The sequence below is a fragment of the Cohnella nanjingensis genome, assembly GCF_014212125.1.
GTDB lineage: Bacteria > Bacillota > Bacilli > Paenibacillales > Paenibacillaceae > Cohnella > Cohnella nanjingensis.
The window spans coordinates 1-20228 of sequence record NZ_JACJVP010000027.1 but is presented as its reverse complement, the minus strand read 5'-3'; the positions used below and the strand labels follow the sequence as shown (position 1 = coordinate 20228).

15 protein-coding genes are annotated in these 20228 nt (G+C 61.1%); 13 read left to right on the top strand and 2 right to left on the bottom strand.

Annotated features, from left to right (window positions below; translation table 11 throughout):
* The first annotated feature begins 12 nt into the window (after positions 1-12).
* The 8 genes from H7C19_RS17275 (at position 13) to H7C19_RS17240 (ending at position 11185) form a co-directional block, all read left to right on the top strand.
* Positions 13-1131 carry a glycoside hydrolase family 183 protein gene (locus tag H7C19_RS17275; protein WP_185143915.1) on the top strand — a complete coding sequence of 373 codons (1119 nt, stop codon included), beginning with the start codon at positions 13-15 and terminating at the stop codon, positions 1129-1131.
* 144 nt (positions 1132-1275) lie between these two features.
* A complete protein-coding gene (locus H7C19_RS17270; RefSeq protein WP_185143914.1) occupies positions 1276-2703 on the top strand; it encodes an ABC transporter substrate-binding protein in 1428 nt (475 codons plus the stop codon).
* Positions 2704-2793: 90 nt separating this feature from the next.
* Positions 2794-3681: a carbohydrate ABC transporter permease gene (locus H7C19_RS17265; RefSeq protein WP_185143913.1), complete on the top strand. Its 888-nt coding sequence runs from the start codon at positions 2794-2796 to the stop codon at positions 3679-3681.
* Between the two features lie 24 nt (positions 3682-3705).
* The gene (locus tag H7C19_RS17260; RefSeq protein WP_185143912.1) at positions 3706-4530 is read left to right on the top strand and encodes a carbohydrate ABC transporter permease; all 825 of its coding nucleotides are present in this window, start codon (positions 3706-3708) and stop codon (positions 4528-4530) included.
* Between the two features lie 15 nt (positions 4531-4545).
* Positions 4546-6768: a DUF6259 domain-containing protein gene (locus tag H7C19_RS17255; protein ID WP_185143911.1), complete on the top strand. Its 2223-nt coding sequence runs from the start codon at positions 4546-4548 to the stop codon at positions 6766-6768.
* Between the two features lie 257 nt (positions 6769-7025).
* On the top strand, positions 7026-8021 hold the full coding sequence (locus H7C19_RS17250; protein ID WP_185143910.1) for a zinc-dependent alcohol dehydrogenase family protein: 996 nt from the start codon (positions 7026-7028) through the stop codon (positions 8019-8021).
* Positions 8022-8046: 25 nt separating this feature from the next.
* Positions 8047-10071 carry a hypothetical protein gene (locus H7C19_RS17245; RefSeq protein WP_185143909.1) on the top strand — a complete coding sequence of 675 codons (2025 nt, stop codon included), beginning with the start codon at positions 8047-8049 and terminating at the stop codon, positions 10069-10071.
* A gap of 85 nt (positions 10072-10156) precedes the next feature.
* Positions 10157-11185, top strand: coding sequence for a LacI family DNA-binding transcriptional regulator (locus tag H7C19_RS17240; protein ID WP_185143973.1), 1029 nt, complete (start codon positions 10157-10159; stop codon positions 11183-11185).
* A 754-nt stretch (positions 11186-11939) separates the two neighbouring features.
* Here the strand turns inward: H7C19_RS17240 and H7C19_RS17235 are convergent.
* Positions 11940-12818 (bottom strand): AraC family transcriptional regulator, encoded by an 879-nt coding sequence (locus H7C19_RS17235; protein ID WP_185143908.1) that lies wholly within the window; start codon positions 12816-12818, stop codon positions 11940-11942.
* A 220-nt stretch (positions 12819-13038) separates the two neighbouring features.
* On the opposite strand from H7C19_RS17235, the gene H7C19_RS17230 reads away from it, so the two are divergent.
* Both H7C19_RS17230 and H7C19_RS17225 read left to right on the top strand, forming a co-directional pair.
* On the top strand, positions 13039-14901 hold the full coding sequence (locus H7C19_RS17230) for a beta-L-arabinofuranosidase domain-containing protein (RefSeq protein ID WP_185143907.1): 1863 nt from the start codon (positions 13039-13041) through the stop codon (positions 14899-14901).
* A gap of 379 nt (positions 14902-15280) precedes the next feature.
* The gene (locus H7C19_RS17225) at positions 15281-15667 is read left to right on the top strand and encodes a VOC family protein (protein ID WP_185143906.1); all 387 of its coding nucleotides are present in this window, start codon (positions 15281-15283) and stop codon (positions 15665-15667) included.
* A gap of 300 nt (positions 15668-15967) precedes the next feature.
* Here the strand turns inward: H7C19_RS17225 and H7C19_RS34350 are convergent, their stop codons facing one another.
* Entirely contained in the window at positions 15968-16048 is an 81-nt protein-coding gene (locus H7C19_RS34350; RefSeq protein ID WP_221469311.1) for a putative holin-like toxin, read from the bottom strand.
* A gap of 313 nt (positions 16049-16361) precedes the next feature.
* On the opposite strand from H7C19_RS34350, the gene msrA reads away from it, so the two are divergent.
* From msrA to H7C19_RS17205, 3 genes are all read left to right on the top strand, one after another.
* Positions 16362-17423 (top strand): peptide-methionine (S)-S-oxide reductase MsrA, encoded by a 1062-nt coding sequence (gene msrA, locus H7C19_RS17215; RefSeq protein ID WP_185143905.1) that lies wholly within the window; start codon positions 16362-16364, stop codon positions 17421-17423.
* Positions 17424-17948: 525 nt separating this feature from the next.
* On the top strand, positions 17949-18971 hold the full coding sequence (locus H7C19_RS17210; protein ID WP_185143904.1) for a methyltransferase domain-containing protein: 1023 nt from the start codon (positions 17949-17951) through the stop codon (positions 18969-18971).
* 182 nt (positions 18972-19153) lie between these two features.
* The gene (locus H7C19_RS17205; protein ID WP_185143903.1) at positions 19154-19732 is read left to right on the top strand and encodes a TetR/AcrR family transcriptional regulator; all 579 of its coding nucleotides are present in this window, start codon (positions 19154-19156) and stop codon (positions 19730-19732) included.
* The last annotated feature ends 496 nt before the right edge of the window (positions 19733-20228 follow it).

Genomic DNA, 20228 nt, shown 5'->3' with positions numbered 1-20228 from the left:
GGGGTAGAGAAGATGAGGTTCCAAGCCGGAGCGGCGGCAGCCGCCCTGCTCCTGCTCCTCGCCGGCTGCGCGGGCGATGCCCGGCCGGATCCAATGCTGAACGCCAAGGGCAAGAAGTTCGTCCTGCAGGGCGTGAAGGACGTGAAGGAGATCGGGCCCATCACAGGGGCGGAATCGCCGAACAAGACCGACCGCTACGCCGTCTACGGCACCGATCTCGGATCGATGATGAACGCGGGCGACCGGACATATTTCGTCTTCGGCGATACGTTCGGCGAACGCGCCGCCGATCAGATCGGGGGCGGAGGGAGCTATTGGCGCTCCAATACGATCGGGTATACGACCGACGCCGATCCGTCGGACGGCATCCGGCTGGACGGCATGATCACGGACGAGATCGGCACGGCCAAGGAGCTGCTGCCCTCGCTGAAGACGGACTACGACGAGATGACCAAGATTCCGACGCACGGCATCGCCGCGAACGGGGCTCTGTACTTGTACTATATGTCGGTCAACCATTGGGGAGATCCGGGACGTTGGGATGCGAATTACGCGAGCGTAGCCAAGTCTACGGACGACGGCCAGAGTTGGACGCTGCTGAACGCGTTGCAATGGCCGGGCGACGGCAACTTCATCCAAGTCAGTCCCTTCCGGGCGAAGGCGGACGGCGGCGGTTCCGAGATCTACTTCTGGTGCATTCCGGCCGGCCGCTTCGGCGGCGTCCAGCTGATGAAGGTCGCCGAGCCGGAGATCGAGCGGCTCTCCGCCTACCGGTACTTCGCCGGTCTGGACGACCGGGGCGCACCGATCTGGAGCTCCGATCCGAAGGCGGCGCGGACGGTCGTGGACGATACCGTCGGCGAGCTGTCGGTCGTCTGGAATCCCTACCTGGAACGATGGCTCATGACGTATCTGAAGGAAGGGCGGGGCGTCGTCATCCGGGAAGGATTGGCTCCCTGGGGGCCGTGGGGGGAGCCGATCGATCTGGTGACGTCGTCGGAGCAGCCGGGCCTGTACGCGCCGTTCATGAACGAACGCTACACGGCGGACGGCGGCAGGACGATCTACTTTACGCTGTCGCTCTGGGATCCCTACAACGTGTTCTGGTTCCGGGCCTCGCTGCAAAAATGAAAGCGGATACAGATATTCGTGGCAAATAGGCTTAGCGGTTTATTGCCCTACTCGCGATTTTCGGACGACGCTCGCGAACGATCCATGTCGGTTTAAACGCCTCGCGTTTAAATAGCACCATTCATAAAAAAGGGAGGATTCACCATGCAAGCAAAAAACGGCAAGAGCGGCTCCTGGACGATCGCAAGCTCCTCGCTCCTCATCCTGGCGCTGGCCGTCACGGGATGCGGCGGCTCGAACGGCAAGAACGCGGACCCGAGTTCCTCCGCCAGCGGCAGCGCTTCGCCCAGCGCCAGCGCCAGCGCAAGCGCGAGCGCAAGTCCGAGCGACAGCGCCCCGGCGGAGAAGGTCAAAGTCGAATTCTGGGCGCAGAAGTTCGAAGAGACGACCGATGCCTGGTTCAAGAAGTGGGTCGCCGAATTCAACAAGTCCCAAGATCAAGTGGAGATCAAGCTGACGATCGTCCCGGGCGACGCGTGGGATCAGAAGATGAAGGCCGCGCAAGCGGCCGGCAAAGCGCCAGAGATCCGCACGATCAACTACGGCAACGTCGCGAACGCGGCCAAGACGGGACAGATCATGGCGTTGAACGATCTGATGGATCCGGCGGCGTTCGACGACCTGTACGACAACATCCGCGACTTCGTCACGGTCGGCGGCAAGTACTATGCCTATCCGAAGCTGGTCGAGCCGTCCGCCGTCCTCTATTACCGCAAGGACCTGTTCCAGGACGCGGGTCTCGACCCGGAGAAGCCGCCGACCACGTGGGCGGAGCTGCTGGACGACGCCAAGAAGCTGACGAATAAAGGCGTGTTCGGACTCGCGACCGCGCAGACGGCGCCGGATCTGGGCTGGTCCAGCTGGGGCATGCAGTACAATGCGGCCGGCCATCTCGCGCTGACGGACGACTGGTCGAAGGCGGACATTAACAACGACGCCTACAAGTCGGTCTTTAACTTCTATCAGACCGCCTATCAATCCGGCGCCATGCCGAAGCAGGCGCTAGCGCCTTACGCCGATATCAAGGCGTTCGGCGAAGGCAAAGTCGCCATGCAGATCTGCGGCTCCTGGGCGATCGGCCAGCTCCGCAACACGTACAAGAACATGCTGGACAAAGTCGGCGTGGCGCCGATGGCCTCGATCGACGGCGATCAGACGAAGACGACGGCGACGCTCGGCGGCTGGACGCTCGCCGTCGACGGCAAAGCGCAGCATCCGAAGGAAGCGGCTTCGTTCATTTCCTACCTGCTCGCCGGCGACCCGAACATCATGATCGACTTCTTCAAGACGGCTCAATTCTCCAAGTTCTCTGCCCGCAAATCGGTTGACGATGCCATGAAGTCCGACGTGGACGCTTCGAAGGACGCATGGCGCGCCTTGATCGCGGAGAAGGTCATCCCGTACGCCCAAGCGGAGCCGATCTATCCGTGGGACGTCAGCTTCGCGCTCTCGACGGCGATCGAATCGGCGATGAAGGGAACGAGTGTAGACAAGGCGATCGCCAAGGCCGAGAAAGACATCGACGACTTCATCGCGAAAAACAAACTCGCAGGCACGAATCCGAAAGCCTAGCGCAATTCAGATCGCAATCCAGGACGTCCGGGCGCGGGAGACCGCTCCCGGACCGTCCTCCTCATCCCGAATTTAGGGCGGTGAATGAACATGCGCAAGAAAAACTTCCGACAGGACAACGGGACGGCCTATCTCCTGCTCGCGCCCATCTTCCTTCTGCTGACGATCTTCGTCGTCGTCCCGTTCTTCTACGCGCTCCGGGTCAGCTTCTATGACTGGAGCTTCTATCAGGATTCCGCCTTCGTCGGATTTCGGAACTTCTATATGGTCCTGACGGACGATCTGTTCCTCGAGTCGGTATGGGTGGGCCTCAAGTTCGCGCTGATGGTCATGCCGGCGCTGCTGGTGCTGGCATTCCTGTTCGCGAACGTCGTCAAACGTCTCGGTCCGCGCCTGTCCGGCTTCGTGAAGACGGCCGTCTATATCCCGACGATCATCTCCGGGATCGTGGCCTCCGTCATCTTCGTGTTCATCTTCGACTATACCGGCGGACTGGCGAACTATATCATCGGCTTGTTCGGCGCGGAGCCCCGCGCGTGGCTGGCGGACGTCGCGACGGCGCTGCCCAGTATCGCCGCGCCCGCCGTCTGGCTGGGCTTCGGCTTGACGACGCTGATCATGCTGGCGGGCTTGCACGACATTCCGGAGAGCTACTACGAAGCGGCGGATCTGGAAGGGGCGGGCGCGTGGACCAAGATGCGGTACATTACCGTCCCGCTCATGCGCAACGTCATCCTCTACCTGCTCGTCACCGGATTCACGGCCCAGATCTCCCAATTCGAACTGTCCCTCGTCATGACGGGCGGCGGACCGCTCAGCGTCACGACGACGCCGAACCTGTACATCCTGAACCACTTCCGCAACGACGTGATGGTCGGCAATTCGATCGCGGCTTCGCTCTTGCTGTTCGTGGTGCTGGGAAGCATATCGGCCATCATCTTCCGGGTGCTGAATTCGGAGAAAGCGATCGACGGGTAACCGGACGGAAAGGGGATACGAAGTATGAGCAAGTTGAACGGAATTCAAAAAACGGCGCTGGCGGCCATCGCCGCGCTCGTCACCGTCCTCGCGCTGTTTCCGCTGCTGTGGGTCATTCTGGCCGGATTCAAAGAGCGCGCGGAAGTGCTCGCGACGCCGTTTCGGTTTTTTCCTAAAAAGTGGCTCGTGCAGAACTATACGGACATCCTGGGCGACCCGGCCTTCCTGACGGCGATGTCGGTCACCTTCGGCGGCGCTCTGCTCTTCGCGGGGCTCAGTCTCGCGGTCAATGCGGCCGCGGCTTACGTGTTCGCCCGCCTGGAATTTCGCTTCAAGCGCCTGCTGTGGGTGTACGTCATCACGACGATGTTCATCCCCGGCATGGCGATCCTGCTGACGTCCTTCATCGTCGTCAACAAGATGGGCATGCTCGACACGCTGGGCGTGCTCGTGCTGCCGGGCGTCGCTTCCGCCGGCCATATGTTCTTCATCCGGCAATTCTACCTGAACATCCCGCTGGCGCTGGAGGAAGCCGCGCTCATCGACGGGGCGGGGCGGCTCAAGATCTTCACCGGCGTCTTCGTGCCGATGTCGTTCCCCGTCTTCGTCATCGTCGGGATCGGCTCCTATCTGGCCTATTGGAACTCCTTCGTCTGGCCGACCATGACGATCACCAATCCCGATCTGTTCCAGATCATGCAGTACCTCTATTCGTTCCGCTCCGAACGCGCGACCGAGATGGGCATGCTGATGGCCGGCTCCGCGCTGTCGGCGCTGCCGACCATTATCCTGTTCCTGATCTTCCAGAAGTACATCATCTCGGGCATCAAGATCTCCGGTTTGAAATAAAGGAGGCGACGAATCGTGATTCGACTGGAAAATGCGCGCATCCGCCTGGAGCTGAGCGAATCGGACGGGACGGTGCGGGGGCTGCGCGATCTCGCGAAGGGCATCGACTACATCGCGGCTTCCGGCGGCGCCGAGCCGTTCCGGCTGGAGACGGACGCGGGCTTCAGCAGCGCGTTCGATTCCTTCGCCTGGGTGAACGATAGGCGCGAAGACGGGCGCCGGGAGGTCGCCTTGACGTGGCGGACCGCATCCGGCGTCACCGTGCGGGCGACCGTCGCGCTGTCGGAGGACGGTGATGAAGCGGTCTTCCGGTGCGCCGCCGACAACGGATCGGACGAACGGCTGCTCAGCCTGGAATATCCGATCATCCCGGATCTGGGTCCGATCTCGGAGGAAGGCCGGGACTATGTCGCGCATCCGTTCGCGACCGGCTTCCTGGTTCGCGATCCGCTCAAGCGGTTCGCCGCGGACGGGACGGGATTCCGCTTCATGCCCTATCCCGAGAGCTTCTCCGGCGCGACGATGCAGTTCTTCGCCTACTGCGGCGAGGGGCGGGGCGGGCTCTACTTCGCGGCGCCGGACGGCGAGGGCCATCCGAAGTGGCTCAATTTCTACAAGAACGGCCATGACCTGCTGGAAGCGTCTTTTATTCACGGCTGCGAAGACATCGGACCCGGGCGGGGCGTGGCGCCGGATTATCCGGTGCAGCTCGCGCTGTTGAACGGCGACGGCTGGCATGAAGCGGCCGACCGCTACAAGCGTTGGGCCGTCCGGCAGAAGTGGTGCGCGCGCGGCCTGCTGGCCGATCGAGCCGCCGCGGACGGCAGCGCCTGGCTCCACGAGGACATGGGCGCCGCCACGTTCGGCATCAACGCCGGCTCGGACCGGACGCCGTGGCTGCGCGCTTACCGCGCGCACGTCGGAACGCCGATGTTCCACATCCTCGGCCCGGACTGGACGAACGCGCCGCAGACATTCTACAAGGGCGTGCCCGGCGGCTTCGACGATTGGTTCCCCACCCGGTTCGACCCCGCCAATCTCGCCCTGATCCGCGAGAGCGGCGACAAGTTCGCTCCTTTCGAGTTCGATTATCTGTACCATTTCGAAGGGGCGGACGGCGAACGCGGACGCGAGGCCGCGCAGAAGTTCCCGGAGAACAAGAAGAGCATCGACGGGTACAAGTTCCCGTTCCTGTGTCCCGCCCACCCTTACGCGCACGACTTTCACGTGAAGCGGGACGCGACGCTCGCGCGGACGGACGACGTGGACGCGATCTACTACGACATCTCCGCCAACAACATTCTGAAGATCTGCATGGACGAGACGCACGGCCATTCCGTCGGCGCCGGCCGGCAGATCGAGGAAGCTTACCGCCGGAACTATGCCGATACCAAAGCGGCCATGATCGAAGCGTCGGGACGCTTCGTGCCGATGGGCACCGAGATGATGAACGAGACGATGCTGGATCTGATCGACTATTATCAGGCGCGGGCCGGCGGCCAGCCGGCGGCGCCGCTCGAAGGGTGGCCGATCCGCGAGCTGCTGAAGTCGGGCGATGCCGAGCTGATTCCGATGTTCGCGTACGTCTACCACGAGTACGGCGCGCTTCGGTTGGACGGCTGGGGCAAGTTGGTCGAGGAGATCGGGCGACTCTATTATTATTCGGTCGCGCGCACTTACCTATGGGGCGGTCTATACGAGCTGAACTACGAATACAGCCCGATGGAAGGGCTGGACGGCAGGGAGAACGCGCCGGAGGAGCACTACTACCCGTTCGATCCGCGCGGATACGCGTTCTCGCCGGAACGCGCGAGCTACTTGGCGCTGTACGCGCAATTGCGCACCGGAGACGCCTCCAAGTATTGGGCCTACGGGCGCATGCTTCGGCCGCAGCCGTTCGCGCGGGAGCGAATCGCGCTCGATTGGCGGCATTACAATCACGGCAAGGATACGCCCGAATACGACGACGCCGGAGAGATCGAGGTGGACGCGGTCGTCCACTCGGCTTGGCAGTACCGGGACGAGCGCGTCGCCTGGTTCTTCGCGAACGTCAGCGGGGAGATGCAGCAGGTCCGCATACCGCCGCCGGCCGCGGACGCCTTTCCGCGAGCAGGCATGAAGCCGAAGGGACGAATCTACCGGCAGGGAGCGTCCGCAGAGAGGCTAGACATCGCCGAGGCAGGCGAGACCGCGTTCCGCATTCCCGCTAGAAGCCTCGTCATGATCGAGTTCGCTTAGGATTGCAAGATCCATTCTGTCCGTGAAGGGTCGATCGCACATGAAACGCAAGGCATTCGCATACGGAATCCTAATGGCGGTCCCGGGACCGAACAATGCCTTCATCCATCCGTGGTTCATAACGGCTCGGAGACGCACTTCGTCATGTCGCAGCGGACGCCTTATCAAATGAAGAAAACGCGAGCGGCATCCGCAGGCTGTCTCCCGCGGGCCGCTCGCGCAGCTTCACCATTCCTAGGAAAGAAAGGAGCTGCATCATGAGAGCGCTGGTTATCGAATCGCCGCATCGCGCGGTCGTCAAGGAGGTGCCATATCCGTCCCCCCGCCCGGGCGAAGTCGTCATCGCTGTCGAGCGGGTCGGCATCTGCGGCACCGATTTTCATATTTTCGAAGGCGAATTCCTCTCGGCTTATCCGCTCATTCCCGGACACGAGTTCTCGGGCACGATTCATGAGATCGGGGCCGGCGTCAAAGGACTTCGCGTCGGCGACCGGGTGACGGCCGATCCGTCCCTGTTCTGCGGCCGCTGCCGCTATTGTCTGTCGCATCGGGGCAACCAGTGCGAGCATTGGGGAGCGCTGGGCAATACCGTGAACGGCAGCATGGCCGAATATGTGGCGGTGCCCGCAGGCAACGTGGTCGTCCTGCCCGACGGGATGTCCCTCGCGACCGGCGCCTTCATCGAGCCGATGGCTTGCGTCGTCCATGCGATGAATCGGCTGCGGCTGCGCGCGGGGCAATCCGTACTCCTGTTCGGCGCGGGCGCCATGGGCCTGCAGCTGGTTCAGGCGCTGTCCCGTTCCGGCGCGGCCGGCTTGACCGTGGTGGACGTCTCGGACCGCAAGCTGCAGATGGCCTGCTCGCTCGGCGCGACCGAAGCGGTGAACGTCCGGGGCAAGGATGCGATCGCAGGGCGCAAGTACGACGTCGTCATCGACGCGACGGGCATCCCCGCGGTGATCGAGGAGGCGCTGGCCTATCTCGGTCCGACGGGGACGTATCTGCAGTTCGGAGTCACGCCCAGCGGGGCGCGGATCCCGCTCGATCCGTTCGCGCTGTACCGTCAGGATTGGACGATCCTCGGTTCGATGGCGATCAACCATACGTTCCTGACCGCTTTCGACTGGGTGAAGGAGGGACGGATCGCGCTCGAGCCGCTCGTCTCCAAGGTGATCTCGCTGGAGGAGACGCCGGCGTTCCTGGCCGCGCCCAAAGATCCGGAGCTATGGAAAGTACAAATCCAGATTCGCTGAAGCGCAAGGAAAGGAGGGAACGCCGGTGAACGGTTTCCCGGAATCATTCGTTCAACAATTCAAGATCGATCGGCTTGGACGGTTTTCGCCGCAAACGGCGTTCAGCCGCATCGGCGGCAACGCCGTCCGGTGCGCGATTACGTTTACGCTGGAGGAGGAGGTTCGCCAGAACGATTGGCGGCTCGGCCTGACGCCCGCCTTTCCGCCGATCTTCCACTGGGCGCCCCATCTGACGCCGACGGACCGGCACGTCATCGATCAGCACGTTTTCCGTTCACCCGCCTTGATCGTCCATGACGGACGGCGGACGATCGCGCTCGTGCCGGATCTCGATCTGCTGGCGGCAGGTTCGCCCGAGCGCTGGTATCTGGATCTGGACGAGCCGGCGAACCGCCTGACGCTCGGCATGAGCCGCTCCCGCGTCGCGGAGCACGTGCTCTTCGAGCGGACGCCGGGGGCCGCTTATCCCCCCGGCGAGGTGAAGATCGGGTTCTATCTCCTTTTGTTCGAGGACGAAGAGACGGTCCGGAATCCTTGGCGCTCCGTCGTCGACTTCCTATGGGAACGATGGGGAGCGGAGGCGTTCCGCGCCGGCGCTCCGCGCGTCGCGCCGATGCCTCGCTACGTCCGTCGTACGTACGATTGGGCGTTTCGCCACTGGGAGGAAGCCGTCTGGCAGTCTTTCGAGCTGGACGGACGGGAAGTGGGCGCACCCGCCTTCATCGTGGACGTGAGCCAAAGTCCGAGCTATCCCGGCATGCCGAGCGAGCGGGAGGCGCGCTCCGTCTGGAACCAGGCCTGGTTCAGCTCCCTGCGTTCGGCCCAAGGCCTGTACCGCTACGGACGGGCCGCCGGCGACGCCGATCTGGTGCGCAGGGCGCTGCTGTCGAAGGAGCTCGCGCTCGCGGCGCCGCAGCGGGAAGGCTTCTTCCCGGCCGTCATCGCGACCGAGATGGAGCGGACGACCGGCGAGGACAGACGAACCGCGAACCGCTCGAAGGGCTGGGAGACGGCCTACTGGGGCAATTCGAACCGGAACCCCGTGGACCCCTGGGGTTCCATCGCGGACGCGCCCTACCACGTGCTCGACATGAGTTGGACGGCGCTGCTCATGCTCCGCTGGTTCGAAGAGCTGGAGCCGGACGTCCGGCTGTCCGATTACGCGAGACGCTATGCCGAAGCCTTGTTGACGCTGCAGGACGAGCGCGGATTTTTCCCCGCCTGGCTCGACGCGAAGACGTTGAAGCCGCTCCCCGTGCTGGCGGATTCGCCCGAGACGTCGTTGTCGGTCACGTTCTTCTGGCGGATGTACGCGCATAGTGGGGAAGAGCGCTTCCGGTCGGCTGCGGAAAAGGCGATGGAGGCGGTGTTGACGGAGATCGTCCCGGCCGGCCGCTGGGAGGACTTCGAGACGTACTGGTCCTGTTCCGCCTACGGCCGGAACGATCTCGTCGGACGGCGCGTCGCCCGCAACGGGATGTTCAAGCAGTGCAACTTCTCCATGTACTGGACGGCGGAGGCGCTTCTCGCCAGCTACGAAGCGACGGGAGAACGGCGGTATCTGGAGACGGGAAGGCGCTGTCTGGACGAGATGCTGATGACGCAGGCGTCGTGGCAGCCTCCCTATATTCACGTCGACGCGCTCGGCGGCTTCGGCGTCATGAACGCCGACGGCGAGTGGAACGACGCGCGTCAGAGCCTGTTCGCCGAACTGATCCTGCAATACGGCATGGTGTTGGATCACCGTGCTTATATCGAAAGGGGGCTCGCGGCGCTTCGGGCATCGTTCGTCATGATGTACTGTCCCGAGAACGAGCGCACCCGCAGGCAGTGGGAGCGGGCGCACCCGTTTTTCGGCGAGCGGGACTACGGGTTCACGATGGAGAATTACGGCCATGGCGGGGAAGCGAACGCGGAAGGACTCGGCATGGGCACCTTCACGATCTACGACTGGGGAAACGGGGCGGCCGCCGAAGCGTATCTGCGCATCCAGGCGCATCTGGGAGAGACGTTGAAGGAACGTTATGGCTTTGAAATCGGATTGGAATAATTTGAAAAACGGCTCGCGAGGTGATAGTGTGGAGCCATATGATGCGACAGGTTCGCCTGCCGTCAGCCCCATGATGGAGGATCGGATGGATAAACACACGATATACCATATCGCCGAGCGGGTCGGGGTCTCTCCGTCGACGGTCTCGCGAGCGTTGTCCGGCAGAGGCTATTGCGGGCCCAAGACGAAGAGCAAGATCCTCGCCGCGGCCGAAGAGATGAACTACGCGCCCAACAGCGCGGGCAAAGCGCTCAAGATGAAGCAGACGAACAAGATTCTGTTCGCCGTTCCCGATATCTGCAATCCGTTCTACTTCGACATGATCAACGGGATCAACCAGGTGCTGGAGGAATACGGCTATCTGATGATTCTGTTCTACACGAAGCACAGCTTGAAGGAAGAGCTGAAGGCGATTCAGAACGTGAAGGAGAAGGTCGCCGACGGGATGATCATGGTGTCCTTCGACTTCGGCGAGGACAACATCTGCGCCATCAACGCGCTGCAGGCGCCGGTCGTGCTGACGAACAAGTACGTCTCCCCGGCCGGCCGCGACCGCTTCGACTACGTCTACGTCGACACCTACGAAGGTATCGTCCTGGGGACCGAGCACTTGATCCGGCAGGGCATCTCGCGGATCGGCTACATCGGCGGCAGCTTGGCCGAGCAGACCGGGCACCAGCGCTTCTGCGGCTATCGCGACGCTTTGACGGCTGCGGGGCTGCCCTTCGCCGAGCGGCTCGTCGCCGAATCCGACTATACGGAGCATGGCGGCTATCTGGCCGCGCAGGCGATGCTGCGAGGGGCGGACCGGCCGGAAGGCATCGTGGCGGCCAACGACCTGATGGCGATCGGCGTCATGAAGGCTTGCGAGGAAGCGGGGCTCCGCATCCCGGACGATATCGCGATCGTCGGGATGGATAACCTGGACATCGCCTCCCGGGTGCATCCGAAGCTTACCTCCGTCGCGCTGATGCAGGAGGAGATCGGCCGGCAGGCGGCGCAAGTGCTGATGGACCGCATCCGCGGCGTGCCGCGGCCTCCGGGCGAGATCAAGCTGCTGCCGCGGCTCGTCGTGCGGGATTCGAGCCGTCGGCATGCGGCGCAGCGGGGCTAGCGTCGCATGGGCTCGTTCCCCCTCATCCCCCTCATCCCCCTCAAATGGAGCATCGCCCTTCGATCGTCTATCAGGACGAAGCGAAGGGCTTCTTTGGGATGTGTCGGCTAGAATGCATACTTGGAAGAGGGGACAGAGACAGCGTGCCCGGCGAGGCAGGTGAAGGAGAGGGAATCTGCGCACGGCACGGTATGGGATGCAAGACGGGTGGAGGAAGCGAATAAGTTGCGAACGTACAACTTATTAGTGGGAAAAGCGAGTAAAAAGGATGATTAGTTGTAAACGTACAACTTATTTCGGCCAAAACAGCTTCATCCGTCAAAAGTCGCCGAATAAGTTGTACAAATGCAATTTATTGGGCTCCAGACCTTATTTTAGCGAAAAAAAGATGTACAAATACAACTTTATCTACTTGAAGTCGACATCGCGGGCATCTATCTACTTCTCTGTAGCACCAAGGTGCCGACTCTGTCGCGCCAACTCCATCGTGTGCCGACGAAATCACGGGTGCCAACTCCACCAAGGTGCCGACTCTATCGTGCCAACTCATCATGTGCCAACTCCATCGTGTGCCAACGCTATCCCGCCATTGCGCCAATCGGATCGCACCAACACCTTCGCACTAACGTCATTTGCGATACTACCGCACCGAGGCGCGAACGATATCACGACTCCAAATCGACCCTCGCGCAACGAAAAGGAAGGAGGCACTTCAACGCTGCCGAAGGCGTGAAATAGATCTGCGGCGCCTCCCTCACTTAGGCGCGGCTTCTTCCCGATAGCGCATCCGGTATTCGCGCGGCCGGCAGCCGGTATGCTTGGCGAAGCAACGCACGAAAAACGGAAAGGAGCCGAAGCCGACGTCTTCGGCGATCCGGCCGACGGGTTCGTCCGTGCGGACCAGCTGCCCTTTGGCCTGCTCGATCCGGTACCGGGTCAAGTATTCGAGGGGCGTGCAGCCGAAGACGGCCTTCATGCAGCGGGCGATATAGTTCGGGTGGAAATGCACCGCTTCCGACAGTTCGGCGTACGAGAGCGGCCGCCGATAGTGCGTGCGCAGGAAGGCGGCCGCCTGTTCGGCGATCGCGAACTGCGGATGCCGGGCCGCCGGTTGGACGGTCTCCTGCAGCAATTGAATCAGCAGTTCCTGGAATAGCGTCTGCTGCTTTAAGCGGTCCACGGCATAAGGCTGGCGGCTCAACTGATTCAGGGACGCGAGCAGTGCGTAGACCGTGGCAGGCTGGCGCAGCGGGCCGAAGCGGGGCAGCTGGTAGGCGAACTGATTGATCTGGACATACGGATTGTCGTCGATCGGATTGACGCTGATCTGCGTGCCGGACATCTCGTGCCAGCGGCCGAGCGTCTGCAGATGCACCCAGTAAAAATGCGTCTCCTCGGTACACGATCTGTACGAGCGATGGGACCGGTCGGGTCTCAGCAGCAGGTAAGTGCCGGGCGTCGCCTCGAATGCAGCGTCTTCTTCGGCCATGTACAAGCAGCCTTTGTCGACGATCAGCAGATCGAAGACGCCGATATCCTTCCGCGAGGCGTGCATGCCGCCCGCCGGGTAGGTGTCTTCTCCGCTCAAGATGTAATGGGGAATGGGGGGCGAGATGAAGCGAATGTCCGTCATGCCGGTCTTCTCCTATCGGGCGCGAAGTTTCTTTCATTGTAAATGGAAGTGTCGGTTAAGGCAAAATGAGAGATGGCATGCGCGGTATAAAGCTATTCTCCCGTCTACTAAAAGTTCAGATCGGATAGTGAAGAGTCGTAATCCGATATTCAATCCGGAAGCCGCCGTATGGTATATTCGCGTTGCAAATGGAACCCGACAAGGAAAGGATGTTCACGCGATGACGCTGTATCCCACGGCATTCGAAGCGCTGCCGCTCGGCCGCATCAAGCCGCGCGGCTGGCTCAAGGAACAACTCCAATTGCAGGCGGACGGCCTCACCGGCCACCTGGAGGAGCATTGGAAGGACGTTGGACCGGACAACGGCTGGATCGGCGGCGCCGGCGAGAGCTGGGAGCGAGGCCCGTACTACCTGGACGGCTTGGTGCCGCTCGCCTATCTGTTGGAGGACGAGCGCCTGATCGCCAAGGCGAAACGCTGGATCGAGTGGTCGCTCGCGAGTCAGCGCGAAGACGGCTCCTTCGGGCCGGACCGGATCGAGACGGCGAACGCGGAGGTGACGGAGCAGGATTGGTGGCACTACATGATCATGCTGAAGGTCATGATCCAATACGAGGAAGCGAAGGGAGACGAGCGGGTCGTGCCGTTCCTCGCGAAGTTCTTCCGGTATGTCGCCAGACATATCGACGCATGTCCGCTGCGGGAATGGGCGGTGCCCCGCGGCGCGGAACTGATGCTGGCCCTGCATTGGACGTACCGCCGGACCGGCGAGCCGTTTCTGCTCGAGCTCTCCGGCATTGTGTCGCGGCAGACGACGGACTGGACGAGCATTCTCGAGAATTTCCCTTTCTGGCGGAAGGTCGAGCATTGGGATCATCGCACCCACGTCGTGAACGTCGCGATGGGCGTCAAGACGCCAGCCTTGCGCTTCGAGCTGGAGGGTGGCGAACGGGAAGAGGCCGCCGTCCGGAAGGGCATCGAGAGCTTGATGACCTATCACGGCCAAGCGCACGGCATGTTCTCCGGGGACGAGTGGCTGTCCGGCACGCATCCTTCCCAGGGCGTCGAGCTGTGCGCCGTCGTCGAATATATGTTCACGATGGAGCAATTGATCCGAATCTTCGGGGACGGGCATTACGGGGATATCCTGGAGAAAGTTGCGTTCAACGCCCTTCCCGCGGCCGTCTCGGCCGATTGGACGGCCCATCAGTACGACCAGCAGGTGAACCAAGTCGTATGCAACGTCGCCAAGCGGGACTGGAGCAACGGGGACGATGCGAACCTCTTCGGCCTGGAGCCGCACTTCGGATGCTGCACCGCGAATATGCACCAAGGCTGGCCGAAGCTCGTCTCCCATGCTTGGATGTCCGATCGCAGCGGCGGACTGGCGGCGGCTACGTACGCGCCGTGCACGGTCAAGGCTTCGGTCGGCTCGGGCAGCGAAGCGACGCTGACGGTGGGCGGCGATTATCCGTTCCGGGAGTCCGTGACGATCGGCCTTGCGCTGGCGCAGCCCGAGCGGTTCGCGCTGCATCTGCGGATTCCGTCCTGGTGCGCCTTGCCCAAGCTCATCCTGAACGGAACCGAGCTGGCGGCGCTACAGCCGGCGAAGGGCTTCGTCCGCGTCGAGCGGGAATGGCAAGACGGCGACCGCATCGAGCTGCGGTTGCCGATGGCGACCGTCACGACGACTCGGAACATGTACGCGGTCAGCGTCGAGCGCGGACCGCTCGTCTATGCGCTGCCGATCGGCGAGAATTGGCTGCTCCATCAGAAACGCGAACGATTCAGCGACTGGGAGGTATATCCGACGACGTCCTGGCGATACGGGCTCGTCGAAGGTGCGGGGTTCGAAGCCGAGACCGTCGAGGTCCCCGCGCAGCCGTTCCTGGCGGAGCAGACTCCGGTGAAGCTGAGGACGCGGGGGATGCTGGTGCGCAACTGGCGGATGGAAGGGAACAATGCCGATGCGCCGCCGTTGAATCCGATAACGGAAGGGCAGGAAGAGCGGGAGCTTACGCTCGTCCCATATGGCAGTGCGAAGCTTCGCATCGGCGAGTTCCCATCGATTCGCAGGGGGTAGGCGATCGAACAGCGGCGTAGGAACAGCAAGGTCGTCAGCGTATGCTGACGGCCTTTTCGCAGTGGCAGACTATTCGCAGTGGCAGACTATTCGCAGTGGCAGACTATTCGCAGTGGCAGACTATTCGCAGTGGCAGACTATTCGCAGTGGCAGTCTATTCGCAGTGGCAGCCTGTTCGCAGTGGCAGTCTATTCACATAGACAGTCGATTCGCATTGCAGTCTATTCGCATAGATCACTTTTTCACATACGCGGCTTTTTTTTCGGCAGGAGAGGCCACGGCGAACGCAAACGCAGCAATTCGTAAGAAACCCTTCTCCTTCAGAAATACTTTAATAGTTTCGTACAAGCCCGATAACCGGATGGAAGGATGATGGAGAATGGCCACGCTTAAACCTTTTTTATTTTCGGAGGATGCCAGAGCGCAAGCGGCGTTCTATATCGAAGCGCTTGGCGGGGAGATCCAATCGGTCATGACTTATGGACAAGCTCCGGCGCCTCATGAAGACAACAAAGATAAAGTCATGCATATGTGTCTGACTGCCGGAGGGGTAACCCTCTTCATGGCCGATGCGACGGGGCCGCTGACGCGCGGCAATGGCATCAGCCTGAACCTGGAGTTCAAATCCGGAGCCGAAGGCCGGCGAGCGTTCGATAACCTGGCGGCAGGCGGCAGGGTGATGGCTCCGCTCGAGCCTGCGTTCTGGGGCGGCATGTACGGGGAACTGGAAGATCGATTCGGCGTCTTATGGATGATTAGCTGCTAAGCAGAATTCGGCTGCTCCTGAGCGGGGCAAGAGCGACGCTGTGCGGCGCTTGCGGTGCGGTAACGGACAGGTGGCGCAGCGCTTGCGGTACGAGAGCTAGACTTTTGCCGCGGCGGTTCGGTCGGATGTTTCGGCGGGAGGTACGCGGAGACGTCGGCGAAATGAACGCATATAAATGGAGAGAGGCCAATAGTTATGGTAAAGGGTCGGTTGCAGCCGGCCCTTTACCCAACAGCCGAGAACGGCGGCGGCGTCAGCTTGGGATTTCCTCGCGAGACCGATTCCTGGGCAGGGGCGGTCTTATTTCTTTTTGCTCAAGGCGTTTACGATACTGACGACAAGGGCCAACAGCGCAATGATAAACGTCCCGAAGCCGATCATTAATGTCAGCGCGTCTCTAATCGACACCCGTCTCGCCTCCCTTCCGGAAGGATCGCCGACCGCCCTTATCCTTGCTGCCGAAGGACATTTGTCCTTACTATAAAGATATGTAGACGCATATTCGAAAATAACCACATACGATACAGTATTTGGAAATGAAAAAGGCGTGGAGGACAACCGAAGACTTTGGTTGACCTTCACGCCTATTCAGGGTACGTTAGCGTAGACAGAGGATCGAATCATAGGTTTCGAGGTCCGAACGTTGCAAGGACCGAACGTTGCAAGGACCGAACGTTGCGAGGAGGCTGCCGTCATGAAGAAGATCGATCCGAACATCCAACTGGCCACGTTCGCGGGAGGCTGCTTCTGGTGCATGGTGAATCCGTTCGACGAACTGCCCGGCATCGTCTCGGTAACGTCGGGCTATACGGGCGGGCATAAGGAGGATCCGACCTACGAGGAAGTCGGCGCAGAGACGACCGGACACGCCGAAGCGGTCCAGATCGCCTTCGACCCCGCCGTTTTTCCATACGGGCGTCTGCTTGAGATCTTCTGGATGCAGATTGATCCGACCGATGCCAGCGGGCAGTTCCAGGATCGCGGCGCCTCGTACCGGACGGCGATCTTCTTCCATGACGAGGACCAGCGCCGCGCCGCCGAAGCTTCGAAGCGAGCGCTGCAGGCCAGCGGCCGCTTCAAAGGCACGATCGCGACGGAGATCATACCGGCGGGGCCATTCTACCCGGCCGAAGACGTCCATCAGCATTACTATAAGTCCAACCCGTTCGACTACCAGCGCTATCTCGAAGGCTCCGGCAGAGCGGATTTCGCGCAGCGGAGCTGGCATTCGAAGGAGGACGAGCGTCGGCTGCGGCGGCAATTGACGGAGACGCAATACGCGGTCACCCAACTCGGCGAGACGGAGCCTGCGTACGACAACGCCTATTGGGATCATTTCCGGCCGGGCGTATACGTCGATGCGGTCAACGGGGATCCGCTCTTCAGCTCCGCAGACAAATTCGATTCGGGAACCGGCTGGCCCAGCTTCGCCAAGCCGCTGGAGGAGGGGCTGATCCGCAGGACGGCCGAACTCGGCTCCGGACGGCCCCGGACCGCCATTCGCAGCCGGCTGTCCGGCAGCCGCCTGGGCTACTTGAGATACGACGGGCCGGAACCGGTCAAGCTCCATTATGTCGTGAACTCGGCTTCGTTAAGGTTCGTGCCGCTCGATCAGATGGAGCTGGAAGGCTACGGCAGGTATGTCGCAGCCTTGCTCGCGGCGGACGAGACCGCGCCCGAACCGGGACAGGCATCTGCAACCGAATCCGAACCAAAGCCGGGAACGAATCCCGCATCTGTACCCACACCAAAGTGACCGTCCGATACGATCAGCGCGTCGGCCGCGATCCGCGTCTTGCTGGCGATATATGACGGTACGCGATCGTATTGACAGTTCGGTTCCCAATTCCGCTTGATTCAGCTATACTTGAAACATTCGTAGAGATGGAGGGAATCGCGCGTGATGATGATGACCGTATTCTTGGCAGTCGTTATCGGTTGATCTTCAACTGAATAACGCGAGCGCTGGAGAGAAGCCCGGAACGAGAGGACCGGGGCTTGGTTTGTTGTTCTCTCTTAGAGCGCTATGCCAGGAAGAACGGAAGTTTCAATCACGCTCTTTTCCGAGGATGCCCGTTAGGGGCGCCCTCTTCGGTGTGCCCGGGAGACGCGAGTGAACGTTTGTTCACTCGCGTCTTTTTTGTATTCGTCAGGAGGGAGGCGCATGCAAGCTTGCATCCATGCCGACCGACCGTAGATACCGACGTTTCGCCCTCTTTCGAGGACGGCGAAGCCGTCGTTCCCGGGCCGCCTTCATCCCTTACGAAGGAGTGGCCTGAACATGGCGCTTTATTTTGCAACCGTATTGCCGGGTTTGGAGGACATCCTCATGCAGGAGATCCGATGCAAGATGGCGGACGCGAAGCTACAAGGTTCCGAACGGGGGAAAGTCTATTTCGCGGACGCGCAGTCCCCGGAGATGTTCCCGATGCTGCGTACGGCAGACAATCTCTATCGCTTGCTTCACCGATTCCCCGTCGGTCCGCACAAGGCGGACTTGGACCTTCTGGCGCGGGACATCTCCAAGATCGATCTGCCGATAGGGCGGGGGGAGCGGGGGGAAACGATCGGCTATCAGGTACATGCCAGCCGCGTCGGGAAGCATACGTACTCCCGATTCGATGCGGCGGATGCGGCCGCGCGGGGAATCTCGCGCCGCTATGGACGGCACCTGCGTCGGGATGCCGAGTCGCATGCGGTGGAATACCGGCTGGATATCGTTCGCGACCAAGCGGCTTTCGCCCTGCGGCTGACCGATGCGGCTTATCGCTATCGCGGACTGCAGCGTACGTTCACGCGCGCGGCCTTGCGGCCTACCGTCGCGCATGCGCTCGTATGGCTGTCGCAGCCCAAGCCTTCGGACCGCCTGATCGATCCCTGCTGCGGCTCCGGCACCCTGCTCTCCGAACGGCTGGCCTATCCGTTCGCCCATCTGGCGGGCGGAGACCGCTCCGAGGAGGCCGTAGCGGCAGCGATCTCGAACGTCGGCATCCGGGATGACGTTCGCATCCGCCGATGGGACGCCCGGCAGTTGCCCGTGGATGCCGGTTCGGCCGACAAGATGACGGCCAACCTGCCCTTCGGTCGGCAGATCGCGGCAGACATGCCGCTGGCGGAACTGTACGGCGGGATGATGTCGGAGATGAGGCGAGTGCTGACGCCAGGCGGGCAGGCGATCGTGCTGACGGATGCGGACGACGCCTTGCAAGAAGCAGCCGCGCGAACGCAGCTGCGCGTAACGAAGGCAGCGACGCTGAGCTTGAAGGGGCTCCATCCGGCGATTTATTTGCTCGCGAAGCGCTAATCGCGTTTCCAAGGGGACGTCCGTCCGGCTTGCCGGACGGGCGGCACCAGGGCGATCGGGTATCTTCGGCAGCCGCGTTGTCCGTCTGCTTGAACGATTTTCCTTGTTGTGCTACGCTAGGGTTGTACTGACCAGTCAGTTTGACGCATGGAAGAGCTTCCCACGATAAAGGAGTGGTTCGATTGAGCAAAGGAAAAATCATGTTAGCCGCCGTGGAAGTTTTTTCCGAAAACGGTTATCACCGCGCAAGCATGGATGAGATCGCGCTTCGCGCGCAAGTCGCCAAGGGCACGCTCTACTACAATTTTCCGGGGAAGTCCCAACTGTTCAAAGCGATCGTCAAGGAAGGCTTCGAGAAGGTCATGGTTCGGATTCAAGCGGATCTCACGGCCCCCATCCCACTGAAGGAGAAGATCTTGCTGACCGTTCGCCATCACCTGCATCTGTTCCTGGACGCCCGTCATTTCTCGCATATCGCGTTTAACGAGCTGTCGAACGGGATCGAACAGGACGTCCTGGACGAATTGAATACGCTGAAGCAACGGCATTTGGCGTTTCTGGCCGGCATTCTCGAGGAAGGGAAGTGCGAGGAGCGTTACCTTCGCGACTTTGACGCGAATCTGGCCGCGGCCGGCATCATCGGCACGCTGCAGCATATGTGCCAATACTATCTGAGCCATCAAGACCGATATGCAAGAGAGGAACTGGAACGCGACGCATTCATGATGATCTCCGAAGGCTTGTTCAACAAGGTCGAGTAGCAAGCCTTCTTTTTTATGAAAATGGGTTTTGGCCATTACCGCAATCGGGCTTAAAATACTTAATAACCGTACGGAATAATCGTCTTCGGTGGGGCAAAGGTCACCCGGAATTCATCGGCTGGGACCTGTCCGGTTGTGCTGTCCGGTGGTGCTTGATGGTGGTGGCTGCTCCCAATAAATTGTATTCGTACAACTTATTTGGCTCCCATTGGCGGAGAAGAGGCATTTACTTGCAAAAGTACAACTTATTCAGTAGAAAATCGAAAAATAATCAAAAAATGGCCGATTTAGTTGTACGTTTACAACTTATTGATCGATATGAAGGTCATACTGCGGAAAAAGTTGTACATTTACAACTGTTCGGTCGGCGTTGGAGGTCTGGAGGTCTGGAGGTCTGGAGGTCTGGAGGTCCGAAGGACTGGAGGTCCGGAGGTCTGACAAATCTATGATGACGGAACAATGGTGCTTAGAATGTCAGAATGTCCGCTAACCACCA

Excerpts from the sequence above, each read along its gene's own strand:
- H7C19_RS17265 (WP_185143913.1), top strand. The coding sequence starts at position 2,794 with ATGCGCAAGAAAAACTTCCGACAGGACAACGGGACGGCCTATCTCCTG.
- H7C19_RS17250 (WP_185143910.1), top strand. The coding sequence starts at position 7,026 with ATGAGAGCGCTGGTTATCGAATCGCCGCATCGCGCGGTCGTCAAGGAG.
- H7C19_RS17275 (WP_185143915.1), top strand. The coding sequence starts at position 13 with ATGAGGTTCCAAGCCGGAGCGGCGGCAGCCGCCCTGCTCCTGCTCCTC.
- H7C19_RS34350 (WP_221469311.1), bottom strand. The coding sequence starts at position 16,048 with ATGATCGGCTTCGGGACGTTTATCATTGCGCTGTTGGCCCTTGTCGTC.
- H7C19_RS17240 (WP_185143973.1), top strand. The coding sequence starts at position 10,157 with ATGGATAAACACACGATATACCATATCGCCGAGCGGGTCGGGGTCTCT.
- H7C19_RS17230 (WP_185143907.1), top strand. The coding sequence starts at position 13,039 with ATGACGCTGTATCCCACGGCATTCGAAGCGCTGCCGCTCGGCCGCATC.
- H7C19_RS17260 (WP_185143912.1), top strand. The coding sequence starts at position 3,706 with ATGAGCAAGTTGAACGGAATTCAAAAAACGGCGCTGGCGGCCATCGCC.
- H7C19_RS17225 (WP_185143906.1), top strand. The coding sequence starts at position 15,281 with ATGGCCACGCTTAAACCTTTTTTATTTTCGGAGGATGCCAGAGCGCAA.
- H7C19_RS17270 (WP_185143914.1), top strand. The coding sequence starts at position 1,276 with ATGCAAGCAAAAAACGGCAAGAGCGGCTCCTGGACGATCGCAAGCTCC.
- msrA (WP_185143905.1), top strand. The coding sequence starts at position 16,362 with ATGAAGAAGATCGATCCGAACATCCAACTGGCCACGTTCGCGGGAGGC.
- H7C19_RS17210 (WP_185143904.1), top strand. The coding sequence starts at position 17,949 with ATGGCGCTTTATTTTGCAACCGTATTGCCGGGTTTGGAGGACATCCTC.
- H7C19_RS17235 (WP_185143908.1), bottom strand. The coding sequence starts at position 12,818 with ATGACGGACATTCGCTTCATCTCGCCCCCCATTCCCCATTACATCTTG.